This is a genomic window from Pseudomonas sp. BS3767 (assembly GCF_900099665.1).
GTDB lineage: Bacteria > Pseudomonadota > Gammaproteobacteria > Pseudomonadales > Pseudomonadaceae > Aquipseudomonas > Aquipseudomonas cerasi.
This window is the reverse complement of record NZ_FNCX01000006.1, coordinates 258,961-272,357: the sequence shown is the minus strand read 5'-3', so window position 1 is coordinate 272,357 and position 13,397 is coordinate 258,961. Positions and strand designations below refer to the sequence as shown.

General features: G+C 58.2%; 15 protein-coding genes and 1 pseudogene. 7 read left to right on the top strand and 9 right to left on the bottom strand.

What is annotated here, in order from left to right:
- The first annotated feature begins 82 nt into the window (after nucleotides 1–82).
- The gene (locus BLR16_RS18740; RefSeq protein ID WP_003436676.1) at nucleotides 83–613 is read left to right on the top strand and encodes a hypothetical protein; all 531 of its coding nucleotides are present in this window, start codon (nucleotides 83–85) and stop codon (nucleotides 611–613) included.
- Nucleotides 614–679: 66 nt separating this feature from the next.
- Nucleotides 680–1,048 (top strand): c-type cytochrome, encoded by a 369-nt coding sequence (locus BLR16_RS18735; protein ID WP_003371576.1) that lies wholly within the window; start codon nucleotides 680–682, stop codon nucleotides 1,046–1,048.
- Nucleotides 1,049–1,114: 66 nt separating this feature from the next.
- Here the strand turns inward: BLR16_RS18735 and BLR16_RS18730 are convergent, their stop codons facing one another.
- The gene (locus BLR16_RS18730) at nucleotides 1,115–1,285 is read right to left on the bottom strand and encodes a DUF6021 family protein (protein WP_003371575.1); all 171 of its coding nucleotides are present in this window, start codon (nucleotides 1,283–1,285) and stop codon (nucleotides 1,115–1,117) included.
- 157 nt (nucleotides 1,286–1,442) lie between these two features.
- Between BLR16_RS18730 and BLR16_RS18725 the strand changes: the two genes are divergently transcribed.
- Nucleotides 1,443–1,862, top strand: coding sequence for an iron ABC transporter substrate-binding protein (locus BLR16_RS18725; protein WP_003371574.1), 420 nt, complete (start codon nucleotides 1,443–1,445; stop codon nucleotides 1,860–1,862).
- Between the two features lies 1 nt (nucleotide 1,863).
- Here BLR16_RS18725 and BLR16_RS18720 read toward each other — a convergent pair whose 3' ends face one another.
- Entirely contained in the window at nucleotides 1,864–2,193 is a 330-nt protein-coding gene (locus BLR16_RS18720; RefSeq protein ID WP_003436688.1) for an EthD family reductase, read from the bottom strand.
- Between the two features lie 152 nt (nucleotides 2,194–2,345).
- Here BLR16_RS18720 and BLR16_RS18715 point away from each other — a divergent pair, with 152 nt between their 5' ends.
- The 3 genes from BLR16_RS18715 to BLR16_RS18705 all read left to right on the top strand — a co-directional run bounded on the left by BLR16_RS18715 (nucleotide 2,346) and on the right by BLR16_RS18705 (nucleotide 4,549).
- Complete coding sequence (locus tag BLR16_RS18715; protein ID WP_003405751.1) at nucleotides 2,346–2,639, top strand: DUF6388 family protein; 294 nt, start codon at nucleotides 2,346–2,348, stop codon at nucleotides 2,637–2,639.
- A 125-nt stretch (nucleotides 2,640–2,764) separates the two neighbouring features.
- Nucleotides 2,765–3,454, top strand: a complete 690-nt coding sequence (locus BLR16_RS18710; RefSeq protein ID WP_003371569.1) for a crotonase/enoyl-CoA hydratase family protein — start codon at nucleotides 2,765–2,767, stop codon at nucleotides 3,452–3,454.
- A gap of 123 nt (nucleotides 3,455–3,577) precedes the next feature.
- Nucleotides 3,578–4,549, top strand: coding sequence for a magnesium and cobalt transport protein CorA (locus tag BLR16_RS18705; RefSeq protein ID WP_003371567.1), 972 nt, complete (start codon nucleotides 3,578–3,580; stop codon nucleotides 4,547–4,549).
- A gap of 63 nt (nucleotides 4,550–4,612) precedes the next feature.
- Here the strand turns inward: BLR16_RS18705 and BLR16_RS18700 are convergent.
- Nucleotides 4,613–5,342: pseudogene (locus BLR16_RS18700) on the bottom strand (amidotransferase).
- Between the two features lie 607 nt (nucleotides 5,343–5,949).
- On the opposite strand from BLR16_RS18700, the gene BLR16_RS18695 reads away from it, so the two are divergent.
- Entirely contained in the window at nucleotides 5,950–6,321 is a 372-nt protein-coding gene (locus BLR16_RS18695; protein WP_005731508.1) for a rhodanese-like domain-containing protein, read from the top strand.
- Nucleotides 6,322–6,376: 55 nt separating this feature from the next.
- Here BLR16_RS18695 and BLR16_RS18690 read toward each other — a convergent pair whose 3' ends face one another.
- The 6 genes from BLR16_RS18690 to BLR16_RS18660 form a co-directional block, all read right to left on the bottom strand.
- The gene (locus tag BLR16_RS18690) at nucleotides 6,377–7,207 is read right to left on the bottom strand and encodes a transglutaminase family protein (protein WP_074808026.1); all 831 of its coding nucleotides are present in this window, start codon (nucleotides 7,205–7,207) and stop codon (nucleotides 6,377–6,379) included.
- Nucleotides 7,204–8,163 (bottom strand): alpha-E domain-containing protein, encoded by a 960-nt coding sequence (locus BLR16_RS18685; RefSeq protein ID WP_003371559.1) that lies wholly within the window; start codon nucleotides 8,161–8,163, stop codon nucleotides 7,204–7,206. The genes BLR16_RS18690 and BLR16_RS18685 overlap by 4 nt, the downstream gene beginning before the upstream one ends.
- Nucleotides 8,164–8,175: 12 nt before the next feature.
- The gene (locus BLR16_RS18680) at nucleotides 8,176–9,585 is read right to left on the bottom strand and encodes a circularly permuted type 2 ATP-grasp protein (protein ID WP_003371557.1); all 1,410 of its coding nucleotides are present in this window, start codon (nucleotides 9,583–9,585) and stop codon (nucleotides 8,176–8,178) included.
- 461 nt (nucleotides 9,586–10,046) lie between these two features.
- Nucleotides 10,047–10,388 carry a ribonuclease E inhibitor RraB gene (locus BLR16_RS18670; RefSeq protein ID WP_003371555.1) on the bottom strand — a complete coding sequence of 114 codons (342 nt, stop codon included), beginning with the start codon at nucleotides 10,386–10,388 and terminating at the stop codon, nucleotides 10,047–10,049.
- 248 nt (nucleotides 10,389–10,636) lie between these two features.
- Nucleotides 10,637–10,873, bottom strand: a complete 237-nt coding sequence (locus BLR16_RS18665; protein WP_003436696.1) for a hypothetical protein — start codon at nucleotides 10,871–10,873, stop codon at nucleotides 10,637–10,639.
- Nucleotides 10,874–11,062: 189 nt separating this feature from the next.
- Nucleotides 11,063–13,150 carry an LTA synthase family protein gene (locus BLR16_RS18660; protein ID WP_003436699.1) on the bottom strand — a complete coding sequence of 696 codons (2,088 nt, stop codon included), beginning with the start codon at nucleotides 13,148–13,150 and terminating at the stop codon, nucleotides 11,063–11,065.
- Nucleotides 13,151–13,397 lie beyond the last annotated feature (247 nt).

Below are 13,397 nucleotides of genomic sequence, written 5' to 3'. Positions count from 1 at the left end.
CTCAAGCAAGCGTCGGGCAGACAGGGAACATCATGCAGAAAACGATTTCCAAGCCCTACCTCCCGGATGAAACCCTGCAATCATGAAAAACACCCTGAAAAAACTGCTCCTCGCCGTTGCGTGTCTGGCGGCTGCTCCCGCGTTCGCTGCGTGTCAGATGACGCCGGTGGCGTATGACATGCCCTCGCAACGTCTGGACGAGGCCTTGCAGCAACTTGCGCACCGATCCGGCTGCCCGGTGAAGGTCGATCTGGGCGCGGACAGCAGCAGAAAGGTCAAGAAATTCAAGGGCACGTTCACGCCGGATCAGGCGCTTTGGCTGGTGTTGAAGAAAACCGGGCTGGAGGGCTATGTCGAAAACGACGGGCTCACCGTTGATCGTCGAGGCCAGGATTTCGTAAACCAGCGAGCAACTGAGCTACGCACAGCTATCGATGAGGCTGGCACGCGAATGGAAGCCAGAAAGAAAAAGCGCTTTCTTCACCAGTTGGAGACCATCGAAGCCGGAGCGAAGAAGCTGGTTCTTGAGCAGAGCTTTGTCAGCGCAGCCGAGATGGCGAGTTACAAGCGTGACTTCGACGAACTGTCGAGCCAGATACCGGCCAGCAAGTGATCCCGCGATAATTGCGCTAAGATTTGCCACTTTTGAGCAAAAGGCCGAACGCGCTGTGGATGACCGATGAAAAAAACCGCATTACTCCTGTTGGCACTGGCCCTGCCTGCGCTTGCTCAAGGCGCGGGCGATGCAGAGGCCGGGAAAGCAGTCTTCACCCGCCTCTGCTCGGGCTGTCACAAGATCGGCCCTTCTGCACGCAGCGCATTTGGCCCGCCCCTCAACGGCATCATTGGTCGTCAGGCGGGGCAACAGGAAGGCTACGTTTACACCGACGCGATGAAGAACTCGGGGCTGGTCTGGACGCGCGAAGAGTTACGCACTTACATCAAGGACCCGAGCGAAGTTGTCCCCGGCACTCGCATGAAACTGTGGTGGATGGGTGACGATGAGCGAATGGAAGATCTGCTGGAATACCTGGATGCCAACAAGTAGTACGAGGGGGTAAAGCGAGGTTCAGCTATAAATCGCCCCCGGTACTCACCGAGGGCAATCTGTCAGTTACTTGTCCGGTGTGTAAGGCGGGTAATCATCCTTGCTGCCTTTTTCGGTCGCAGGAGTCTTTGCAGGCTCGGTAGGGTCGATCTGCGGGTCTTTGGCGTCCGGCGACTTCTCGTCGAAACCCTGATCGTTGTTGTTTCCATTGCTGCTGCCTGGCTGGGTGCCGGTCATGTGCGCCTCCGTTTGTTAAATTCAGGACCTGATAGTCAGAGAGCCTGTGGACACAGCCGTGCGATGTGTCTGACGAACGGACCTGGCAGAGGGATATGGCAGCGGCAAAGAGCAAATGGTAGCCTTGCGCCATGCTTGCGTCTGCCGGGAGTACATCATGAAAAGGCTTTCAATAACGCTGTCGATGTTCGCTTTGCTGGGCAGTGGCGCAACATACGGCGAGATCTTCAAATGCACATCACCTCAGGGCAAGGTGAGTTATGCATCCATCCCCTGCGATGAAAGCGCGCAAAGCGCATTGCAACGCCAGGGGCCGCCATACATGCGATGGGACGACGAGCCGTTGGACTATGTTCACAAGACCAACCTCAAGGCGACCGAATACCTGAAGGTCGGCGGTCGCACTCGGGTGCAGGTGATCGAGACCGAGCGCTACAAGGCTTTCCAGCGAAACCGCCCGCCTCCCCCGAACGTCCCCTCGCAGTGCCAAAGCCCGCATTACGACAGTCAGTGTTTCGATCCGTCGGGTGGAATGTCCTCGAAAAAACGGCCGGCCCTTCAGGACAGCGCTCGATAACTTACAGAACGTTTTTCACATCGGCGCGCACTTCGCTGATCTGAATTTCAGGGATCAGGTCGGTGTAGTTGATGATATCGGCATTGATCTGTTTTGAATGCGGCCCCATGCCGGCTTCAAAGTCTTCAATGGAATCACAATAAATGTGGCACATGCCGATATACACAGGGTCCGAGCCTGGCGTTGCCCCGCCTATGCCTCGGTCCACGCTGTAACCCTTGCAGTACTTGCCCATCAGCTCCTGCACCAGCGGCATGTGTTTGTCACGATAGTAATCGTGGTCGAAACGGGCACCCTCTTCATACGCATACAGCACGCTGACTTTGATCATAACGACAGGCTCCTCTTCAAGTGGTCGATAAATTCGTGCGGACAGCCGCTTGCAAGTGCTGACACCAAAGGCCAGCTCCCTCACAATCACGCCGTCTTGCCGGGCTATTCCAAGAGACAGCCTGGCTATCGAAACGTTTGAGGAAAAACCACATGAATACGCTTGAGTGGAACGAGGCCGCGCTGGCGAAATACCTCGCGACCCATCCGACCCTGAAGGATGAGATCAGCGCGTTGAGCCCCAAGGAGCAAAAGCAGCAAGTGCAGTGGGCGTTCGAAGACGAGGCCGAGAGCCAGGGTATCGAAACCTGGGAGCTGGCACTGGAACTGATTGCCGAGTCGCCCGAACAGTTGCAGAGCATGCGTCTGGAAGCACACCGCCAGGTCGCCGAAGCGCTGGGGATGGACTGGGAAGAATATTGCGGATTCAACGATATCCAGCCATGACGCAGAGCGCAGTCGGCGCTGAATCCGCCATTGATCGGCACGCCATTCAGTGACCCGGCAGTCAGCGCTTTACCTGCTCCCTATGGATGAGTAACGTCTGCTCACTTCAATAAAGGAATCACGTCATGAGTGATCTGGTCTCATACCATCTGGACGACGGTGTCGCCACGCTGACCCTGAACAACGGCAAGGTCAATGCCATTTCCCCGGACGTGATCGTTGCGTTCAACGCCGCGCTGGACCAGGCCGAAAAGGATCGGGCCATCGTTATTCTCACCGGCCAGCCGGGCATTCTGTCGGGCGGTTACGACCTCAAGGTCATGACCTCCAGCCCCGAGGCCGCGATCGAGCTGGTCGCACAGGGCTCGACGCTGGCGCGGCGCATGCTGTCGCACCCCTTCCCGATCATCGTCGCCTGCCCCGGCCACGCGGTTGCCAAGGGCGCCTTTCTGCTGCTGTCCGCCGATTATCGAATCGGCGTCGCCGGGCCATTCAGTATCGGTCTGAACGAAGTGCAGATCGGCATGACCATGCACCATGCCGGTATAGAGCTGGCGCGCGATCGCCTGCGCAAGTCAGCCTTCAATCGCTCAGTGATCAACGCCGAGATGTTCGACCCTGAAGCAGCGATGGCCGCCGGCTTCCTCGACCGCGTGGTCAGCGTCGAGGAGCTGCAGAGCACCGCGCTGGCCGTCGCCGGGCAATTGAAGAAGATCAACATGAGCGCGCACAGGAAGACCAAACTCAAGGTCAGAAAGGCCTTGCTCGACACGCTGGAGGCAGCGATCGAACAGGATCGGCAGCACATGCTCTGAGGCTCGACCGAAGCCCGCGCCAACGGGCTTTCGTTTATCGGCGAACTCATACGCATTTGATCAATCTGATCAGCGACCGCGCATGTTTTTGCGCCACTGACAAATTGAAGAAGCGATAGCACCATGGGTCGAGTTGTTGCAGCAGCGGTGTACAGCAAGGGTAAAAAAGTCCGTGATATCACCCTCGATGAGGGCGCCGCCTGGGCAGCCAAGCCCGATCACTTTGTCTGGATAGGACTGGAGCAGCCCACCAACGCGGAGCTGACCAGCCTCAAGGAGCAGTTCAATCTGCATGAGCTGGCCCTTGAAGACGCGCTGGAGGTGCATAGCCGTCCGAAGCTGGAAACCTTTGGCGATGCACTGTTCATCGTGACTTACGCCCCCGTACGCGACAACGGCAAGCTGCTGTTCATCGAAACCCATATCTTCGCCGGCAAGGGCTATGTCATCACCTCGCGCAACGGCCACTCCAAGTCCTACGGGCTGGTGCGTCAGCGTTGCGAGGCCAGACCACTGCTGCTGGAGCACGGCGAAGACTTCGTGCTCTACGCGCTTCTGGACTTCGTGACCGAGAACTATCAGCCGGTGACCGAAGCCATTCACGCCGAGCTCGAGCAACTGGAGCAGAGCGTCATCGGTGGCTCGTTGCGCGAGTCCGACATCCAGCACATTCATGCCCTGCGCCGCGACCTGTTACGCATGCGTCGCTACGTGGCACCCATGGTGGAAGTGGGCGAAGAATTGCAGAGACTGAGTTTTCCGTTCATCGACAAGAACATGCGCCCCTACTTTCGCGATGTCGAAATTCACGTCAAGCGCCAGATGGAAGACCTGGGCAACCTGTGTGATATCGCCAGCCAGACGATCGAAATCGGCCTGCTGCTGGAGTCTTCGCGGCAGAGCATCGTGCAACGCAAGTTCGCCGGTTGGGCAGCGATTCTGGCGTTCCCGACAGCGATTGCCGGTATCTACGGCATGAATTTCGAGAACATGCCTGAACTCAAGTGGGAATACGGCTACTTCATCGTGCTGGGCGTCATTCTGGGCGGGTGTACGGCACTGTTCGCCAGCTTCAAGCGCTCCGGCTGGCTATAAACCCGCCACTGCAACCTCATTCAAACAGTCCGGCGAACGCATGACGATGGGCCATGCGCCGGGTCAGACTGACTGTTTTTCCGGTTTGTGCGCCACAAAGCGCATCATCCATTCCGCCACTGTCGCGCCATGATGGTCGTGGTCAAGGCTGGCCACACCCTGCTTGTAAATCTGCTCGCCCAGCGCTTCCTGACGAAGGTCAAGCAAGGTGCGTGAAAAATCATGGATGAACTCGGGATGCCCCTGGAAACACAGCACCTGATCATTGATATGGTAAGCCGCAAACGGGCAGAACTCGCTGGACGCAATGACCGTGGCGTTCTCGGGCAGCGCGGTGACCTGATCCTGATGACTGATCAGCAGCGTGAGCGTGTCCATCGCCGGTGTCATCCACGGCCTGGCGGGGGCCAGTTGATAATGGTGAATCCCGACGCCCCCCCCCCTGCACGGCACGCTCGGTCCTGCCGCCCAGCAGCAAGGCCAGCAACTGGTGACCGAAGCAGATGCCCAGCAGTTTTTCGCCGCGCTGATACAGTTCCAGCAGATAGACCTTCAAGGTCTGAATCCAGGGGTCGGTGCCAAATGAGTCGGCCTTGCTGCCGGTCACCAGGTAAGCATCGAACTGCTCGTCTGCAGGTGGATAGTCGCCCTGCACCACGTTGTAAACCGTCAGCTCTGCGGCGATGGGCTGGCGAGCGAAGAGTAATTCGAACATCCGCCCATACCCATGATATTGCTCGACCAGTTCAGGTCGCAGATTGTCGGTTTCCAGAATACAGATGCGTAAAGACATAAAAGGGATCCTGAAGCAGTAATGAGGCAGTAGCGCACCGGCAGAGCCTGCCTTGAAGGCCTCGGCAAATCAAGCAGTGCCCCGTCCCGCTTCAGACGTTTATTCCATGTAGGAAAAATCTGTCCCGGACGAACGGTGCAAAGCTGACGGGCAAAGACGAAGCGTCTAGAAAAGGCCTGTTGATTCAGCGCCCCTTCCGATAATAGCTTTCGCTTCTAGATAAGCAATTTTAGATTCCCAACAGTTCTAAACTCCAGGGCACCTCGGCTCTATGGTTAGATCTGTAACAGGAAGCGCGCAAAATCCTTTCAGCGCTCGGGCCAGCGGTCGAATGACCGGACCCACCTGTTCAATGCGCAACCTTGCCAGCAGTCGATGATCCGTTTTGCGGATCGGCCTGCTTCTGTCGCTCAGGAATAACAACAAAAGGCGGTCAGCCATGTTCAAGTTCAAGCACTCCAAAGTACGTCAGGCGGGATTGATCCTCTTTACCACTGCGCTGTTATTGATCGTGCCTAACCTGAATCGATTGTTTGGCTGATCCACGCGCTTTCGAACTATGTTCAACTGTGCCACTCTTTCCATTCGCACTGAGGGAGGTGGGTTTATGCGCCAATGGATTGCTGTTTGGGCACTTGTCAGCAGCTTCGCAGCACACGCGGGGATGGTCGATCAGGCTGCGGCCGTGGCAGCGTTGAAGGAAGGCAAACTGGCAATGGATGTACGTAGCCAGACCGACTATGACGCAGGCACGGTACTGAACGCCGTACGCGTCGATGACCGACGGTTGGTCAATCAGATGAAACAGGTGCTCAACGACCGCAATGCCGTGTTCGTCATTTTCAGCAGCACGGACAGCAAGGCCGACAAGGCTCAGGAACAGCTCAGGGCTGCGGGCTACTTCAGCGTCATCAATGGCGGCAACTATGAAGAGCTGCATAACGCGCTCTACGACATCACCGACGACCCTGCCGAATGAACAATGGCCGGGTAGTTGAGCCCGGCCATTTCATGATGCGCAGACCCGCTGCGGGTTACTGATGCTGCGTCTGGACTTGCACGCGGGTTTTCACTTTCGGCGTGCCGGTCATGGGCGACACCACGACCTTGGCGTGCATCTGCTCGGATCCGCCGCCGCGCCGCATGCCGCGCACCGGACAGGCGTCCAGATAGTCCAGCCCGACCGCCAGTTTCAAATGGCGCTCGGGGATCGCCAACTGATTGGTGACATCGAAACTGTACCAGGCGTCGTCTATCCAGGCCTCGGCCCAGGCGTGGCTGGACAGATGCTCGCTGTCTTCGCTGCACAGATAACCGGAAACATAACGGGCCGGCACCCCAAGGCTGCGGGCACAGGCCAGAAACGCATGAGTATGGTCCTGACAGACGCCAGAGCGTCCGGCGAAGGCCTGCGCGGCACTGGTGTCCACTTCGGTCGCGCCCTGGGTGTAGATCATGTGCTGGTTGAGCGCCTGCATCAGGTCGATCAACCCTGTGCGGTCAGCCCGCTTGCGACACTCCATCGCCGCAAAACTGCGAATCGCTTCGTCAGGCTCGGTCAGTCGCGTCACGCGCAAAAACGGTAATGCCGACTGGCTTTCGTGCTCGGCCTCGCGGGTTTCGTCGATTTCCACCTGCCCGCGCGCGCCGATGATGATCGCTTCGTGCGGCTCTTCCAGGCTCAGGACGTGCAGGATATTGCCAAAGGGATCGATCTGCGCACGCACCGGACGTGGCAACGTCAGCTGCCAGCTGAGCACTTGCTGGCGCTCACTGTCGTGAGGCGTCAGGCGCAGATACTGGATACTCGAGCGCACCTGGTCATCGTAGTGATAGGTGGTCTCATGGCTTATCGAAAGTCTCATGCAGCCTCCAGGTACGAAGTGTGAATGGCATCACCCAGTTGGGCCAGCAGCGGAATGAATTCGTTCAACCACTCGTGCAGGCCTTCAGCCAGGATCTCGTCGATGCTGGTGTAGCGCAATCTGGCATCCATCTCGGCCGCCATGCGCTGTGCGGGACGCCCGTTGACGCCCGGCAGGCTGGCCAGAATGACGTCCATCTCTTCCAGGCACGCGCGTAGCGAGCGTGGAATGTCAGCACGCAGCAACAACAGTTCAGCAACCTGACGCGCGCCTGGCGCATCCCGATAGACTTCAGTGTAAGCCTCGAACGAGGACAGTGCGCGCAGCAAGGCGCTCCACTGGTAATAACCGGCCGCCGAGTTGTCTGCCGCAGCATTGGCCTGTGGCCCACGCAATTCAAGCATTTCATAGCGGGCATCGAGCATGCGCATGGTGTTGTCGGCGCGCTCGATGAACGTGCCCAGACGGATGAAACGGAACGCATCGTTACGCATGATGGTGCCGTAGGTCGCGCCACGGAACAGGTGCGAACGCTCCTTGACCCATTCACAGAAACGGCTCATGCCGTAGCGGGTCAGGCCCTGCTGGGCGATGCCGCGAATCTCCAGCCAGGTGGAGTTGATGTTCTCCCACATGTCTGCGGTGATGCGCCCGCGCACCGCGTGCGCACTGGCCCTCGCTGCGCCCAGGCAGCTGTAGATGCTGGCGGGGTTGGTGGCGTCCAGGGCAAAGAAATGCAGCATGCGCTCGGCATGCAGCTCGCCATGACGCTCGATATAGGTTTCCAGCGTTCCGGTGATCAGCAACGGCATGGCTATTTCATCCAGCCCGTCGCCCCGCCCGTCCTGCGGCATCAGCGACAGCGAATAGCTCACGTCCAGCATGCGGGCGAGGTTCTCCGCTCGCTCCAGGTAACGCGACATCCAGAAAAGATCAGAGGCAGTTCTACTTAACATTGGCAGGCATCCTTAATCCTCGACCACCCAGGTGTCTTTGGTTCCGCCACCCTGTGACGAATTGACCACCAGTGAGCCTTCACGCAAGGCCACTCGGGTAAGCCCGCCAGGCACAACGCGGGTTTCACGACCGGACAGAACAAACGGGCGCAAATCGATATGTCGCGGGGCTATGCCGTTCTCGACAAAGGTCGGACAGGTCGACAGGCACAAGGTGGGTTGGGCGATGTACGCATGCGGCTTGGCCTTGAGGCGCGCCCGGAAGGCTTCGATCTCGGCGGCGGTCGCTGCGGGGCCGACCAGCATGCCGTAGCCACCGGAGCCCTGGGTTTCCTTGACGACCAGATCGCCGAGGTTGGCCAACACATGTGACAGCTCTTCCGGCTTGCGGCACTGCCAGGTCGGCACGTTTTTGAGAATCGGCTCTTCGTCCAGATAGAAGCGAATCATGTCGGTGACGTAGGGGTAAACCGACTTGTCATCCGCGACGCCGGTACCGATGGCATTGGCCAGCACCACGTTGCCGGATCGATAGGCCGACAGCAGCCCCGGGACGCCCAGCATCGAATCAGGGTTGAAAGCCAACGGATCTAGGAATGCGTCATCGAGGCGACGATAGATCACGTCAACGGCTTTCGGGCCGTCGGTGGTGCGCATGAACACGCGGTCATCACGGACAAACAGGTCGGCACCTTCCACCAGTTCAACGCCCATCTCGCGAGCCAGAAACGCATGCTCGAAAAAGGCGCTGTTGAAGCGGCCAGGCGTCAGCACCACGACACTCGGGTTGTCCAGATGGCTGGAACTCTTGAGCGTGTCGAGCAACAGGTTCGGGTAATGATCGATCGGCGCAATGCGCTGTGCGGAAAACAGCTCCGGAAACAGGCGCATCATCATCTTGCGGTCTTCGAGCATGTAGCTCACGCCGCTCGGAGTGCGCAGGTTGTCTTCCAGCACGTAATACGTGCCATCACCGTCGCGCACCAGATCGACGCCGGAAATATGCGAGTACAGATCGCGGTGCAGATTCAGGCCCTGCATTGCCAACTGGTACTGCTCGTTGGCCAGCACCTGTTCGGCGGGAATGATCCCGGCCTTGATAATCCGCTGGTCGTGATACAGATCCGCGAGAAACATGTTCAGCGCCTTGACGCGCTGAATGCAGCCACGCTCGACAACCCGCCATTCGCTGGCCGGGATGCTGCGCGGGATGGTATCGAAAGGGATAAGCCGCTCGGTGCCCTGCTCATCACCATAGAGTGTGAACGTGATCCCGGCACGGTGAAACAGCAGATCGGCTTCGCGCCTGCGTTGAGCCAAAAGCTCGGGAGGCGTATCACCCAGCCAGCGGGCGAACTCCCGATAGTGCGGACGGACTACGCCGCCCGCATCGTACATCTCGTCATAAAAGGTGCGGATCATGCCGTACTCCTTGTCACCATGGACACCAAGACCATCGCAAAGCCCGTGCCACCGGCATAAACGCTTTAATTTCAAAAGGTTAGGTAAACACTCGACGTTCTACGCACCATTCCTGTGCACTAAACGCCCAAGCCAATTCTTTTGCGCCTCATTCGGAAGCGTCATTCAACCGTGAAATCTATGATCAGCATAGTCAGAGTTGATTTCCGCCAACAGCATTAGTTCGCCACACTCCACAGCAACCAAGCAAACAGGGCACCAAACGCCGTTTTTTGCCGCAACCGATATTTTGTCCAGCAGATGAAGAACGCCTGCGGATTTTAAACAGACTTCCCTTTGCGCCACTCGTTTGAGTGGCTTTTTTTTGACCACTGTTTATGAACGCGGGCCGAAAACAGAACCGGCCGATCCGGAACGTGTCCCGAATCAGCCGGTGGTGTATGCCTGACAATCCGCAGCCATCAAGCGTGCAGTCTTCTGATCTCCTGAGTAACGCCCCATCCCTCGACTTCGCCGTCCATAGGTGAAATGACCGTCTGGAAGTCCTGCTCGAAGTCACCAATGCCGTGATAAGTCGCGTACATGACTTTGCTCAATTGCAGGTGCCAATGGCCGTCATCACGTACGTTTACCTGGGTGTTGAGGGATTCGCCGCGAAATTGCTCTGCGGCCTGCCGTGCCCGTTCCTCATCCGGGAAGATGGCGTAGAACTCGATGGGATAGATTCGCGCGAAGTCAAAACCGCCTTCTTTCATGCGGCGCAGTACGTTACTGCTGATGTCCTCTTGATAGGCTGTGCTCATGAAACGTCCTCCTATGCAACGATAGATAGAGTTTCAACTCTTCCAGAGCGACCGCCGAGTCCTCGGGGGCCGCCTCACGACAGATAATCCGGCGTGGGGAATCAAGCATGTAGCTGACCGGACCAGGCTTGGCGCCGGTCGGGTATCGAGATGTCAGAGGCCGTCTGAACAGCCTCATCTGCAGAGTAGCCCCATCGTGGGCCGGATGCCAAGTGGTTGCCACGAAAAGGTTTTTGAATCAGCGCAGATCAGGCAACTTCTGTAATGGAAATAATCTGCACACTGTTATGGTCCTTGAGCGTCTTCACGGTAGGCTCCTCAGTACGCCCGTCAAGATCATTGAGATCCAGCTCGTCGGTCATTGGGTAAAGGTCCTTGCGCAGGAAACGCGCAGCCTCTTCCTCACTGGGACGCTCATCAAAACCAGCCTCGCGGCGCTGCTGCACACCATCCTTGTCCAGATACAAAATGGCCCACTGTTTCATCAATGCCTCCCATACGAAGCCAGGCACTCTGGCTTATGTGATCTGGACCTTTTGGCCCGCGCATTCGTTCAACCGATTACGCCGCAGGGCCACCCATGACGGGTAAAAAAAGACCCTCGCAGTCAATGCCGAGGGCCCTTGTCGCCAGACTGATCCGACTCGCCGGTCAGCCGGACGAGTCGGTTGTCATCAGTTGCGGTTTTTGCTGGCTTCTACACCGGCCGTGTTGTCCAGCAGGCTCTTGGTGGCCGTCTGCAGGAAGCTTTCCAGCTTGCGCTTGAGCTCCTGCGTGTCCGGCGCATCAGGCACTTCTTCGGCATGCGGCTTGGCACCGAGCGTGTAGGTCAACAGCTTGGCAGGCATCTCGGTCGGCTCGATCAGGATGCGATTGCCGCTGATGATAGCGACCACCTGCTCACTGCCCGACGGCTTGATCACACCGAAGCCCTTGTCACCCTCAGGCAGGTTCAGCAGATCGCGGCCCCAGCACTGGTTGCGGTTCAGACCACCCAGACGCCCCATGATGGTCGGCACTACGTCGACCTGCGTACCCACAATGCTGCTGCGCTGGCCGAACTTCTCCTGCACACCAGGGCCGATCAGCAGCAGAGGCACGTTGAAACGGCCCAGGTCCATTTCAGTCAGTTGCTTATCGTTACCGAAACCATGGTCGCCCAGCACCACGAACAACGTGTTCTTGTAGTAAGGCTCTTTTTTGGCCTTCTCGAAGAACTGGCCTAGCGCCCAGTCGGCATAACGCATGGCAGTCAAATGCTCGTCCAGCGAGCCATGCCCGGTGACGCGCTCGACCGGCAGAGGATCCGGCAGCGCATACGGCGTGTGGTTGGACAGGGTCTGTAACAAGGCATAGAACGGCTTACCGTCCTGACGGGCCTTGAGCTCCTGCGCACCACGGTCGAACATGTCCTGGTCGGAAACACCCCAGGTCGGATCGGAGAACACCGGATTGACGAAGTCCTCGCGGCCGACGAAGTTGGTCATGCCCTGGTTGCTGAAGAAACCCGACTGGTTGTCCCAGGCAAAGTTGCCGTTATAGACGTAGACGTCGTCGTAGTTGCGGCCCGTACTCAGCAATTGCGGAAGACCCGACAGCTTGTGGCTGCCTTCCGGCGTCTGCATCAGGTACTCGAAGCCCGGCAGGTTCGGGAAGCACGCCATGGTGGCGAACATGCCCTGGTGGGTGTGGGTACCGTTGGAGAAGAAGTGATCGAACAACAGGCCTTCCTTGGACAACTTGTCGAAGTACGGCGTGATGTTGGCATCGTTGCCCAGGGCGCCTACCGAGTGACCGGCGAAGCTTTCCATCAGGATCACGACCACGTTGCGGATCGGCAAGGTGTTCTCTGCCGGTGGCGTGAAGTCGCGACGCACAGCGGCAATATCCGGCTCGACCAGCTTGTCATTCGGGGTCAGCAGCATGTCGCGCACGGTCTGCTGGGCCTCGTTCTGTGGCAGCGTGGCTTTCCAGATGTTGTCGCGATCTTCGGACATACGGCTCTTGGCCGCCGTGATCAGCGTCAGAGTGCCATTGAGGCCCAACTGGTTGGCGAAATTGGACTCGGTGGTGTAGGCGTCGCCCCAGCGCAAAGGCGGGCCCTGGCGCAAGGTGCCACGGATGCAGACCACCATGACCAGCAACACCAGCACGAACACACCGGCGCGCACATACCAAGGCGCAATGGAACGAGTGGCCTCCGGACTGGTTTTTGCAGCAACACGTGGACGGGTTGCACGGTCAATACCCTTGAACACCAGACTCAGCAGCCAGGTCACCACGGCCCATGCCAGCAGGTAACGGACCACCGGGAAACCGTACCAGAGCATGCTCAGGACAGTCTTCGGGTCTTCCTTGACGTACTGAAACACCAGGCCGTTCAGGCGCTGGTGAAACTCACGGTAGAAGTCCATTTCCATCAAGCCGAAGAACAGCGTGATGCTGCCGACCAGGGTCAGCCAGAAACGGAAGAACCCGCGTGCCGCCATGGCGCGTGCGCTGAACAGCGACAGCACCAGCGGAATCAACAGGTACATGGTCAGGCGCAGGTCGAAGCGCGTGCCGTTGAACAGTGCTTCAAGGAACGTCGAGGCAGGCGTGTCGCCAATCATCTCGCGGTTGTAGACCAGCAGACCGATACGCAACAGCGTGTACATCACCATCAGGGCGAAGCCACTGAGCAGGATGTAAGCCAGATGCGATTTGACAGTGGGATTTTGCAGGCGGGCTTGCCGATGAATCTGGGCGTCCGTTTTGGCCATGGTTGTCAGGATCCGGTGGATTCAGGGGTAGGTTCAGGGTGCAGCGCCGCCTTGCTCTTGAGGCAGACGGCGCGCGACAGGGCGCAGATATTACTTGATTGCGGGTCGCCAGGGGCCAGGTCAGCCCATGAAGACGCGTGCCTGTTCAGCTTCGCGCGCAATTCTGTGACAGAACGTGTGAAATTTCTGTCGCGAATTAAGCGCTTATAAAGCCTTGCAGGCGACGCTCGAGAGAATCCGGCTCGAG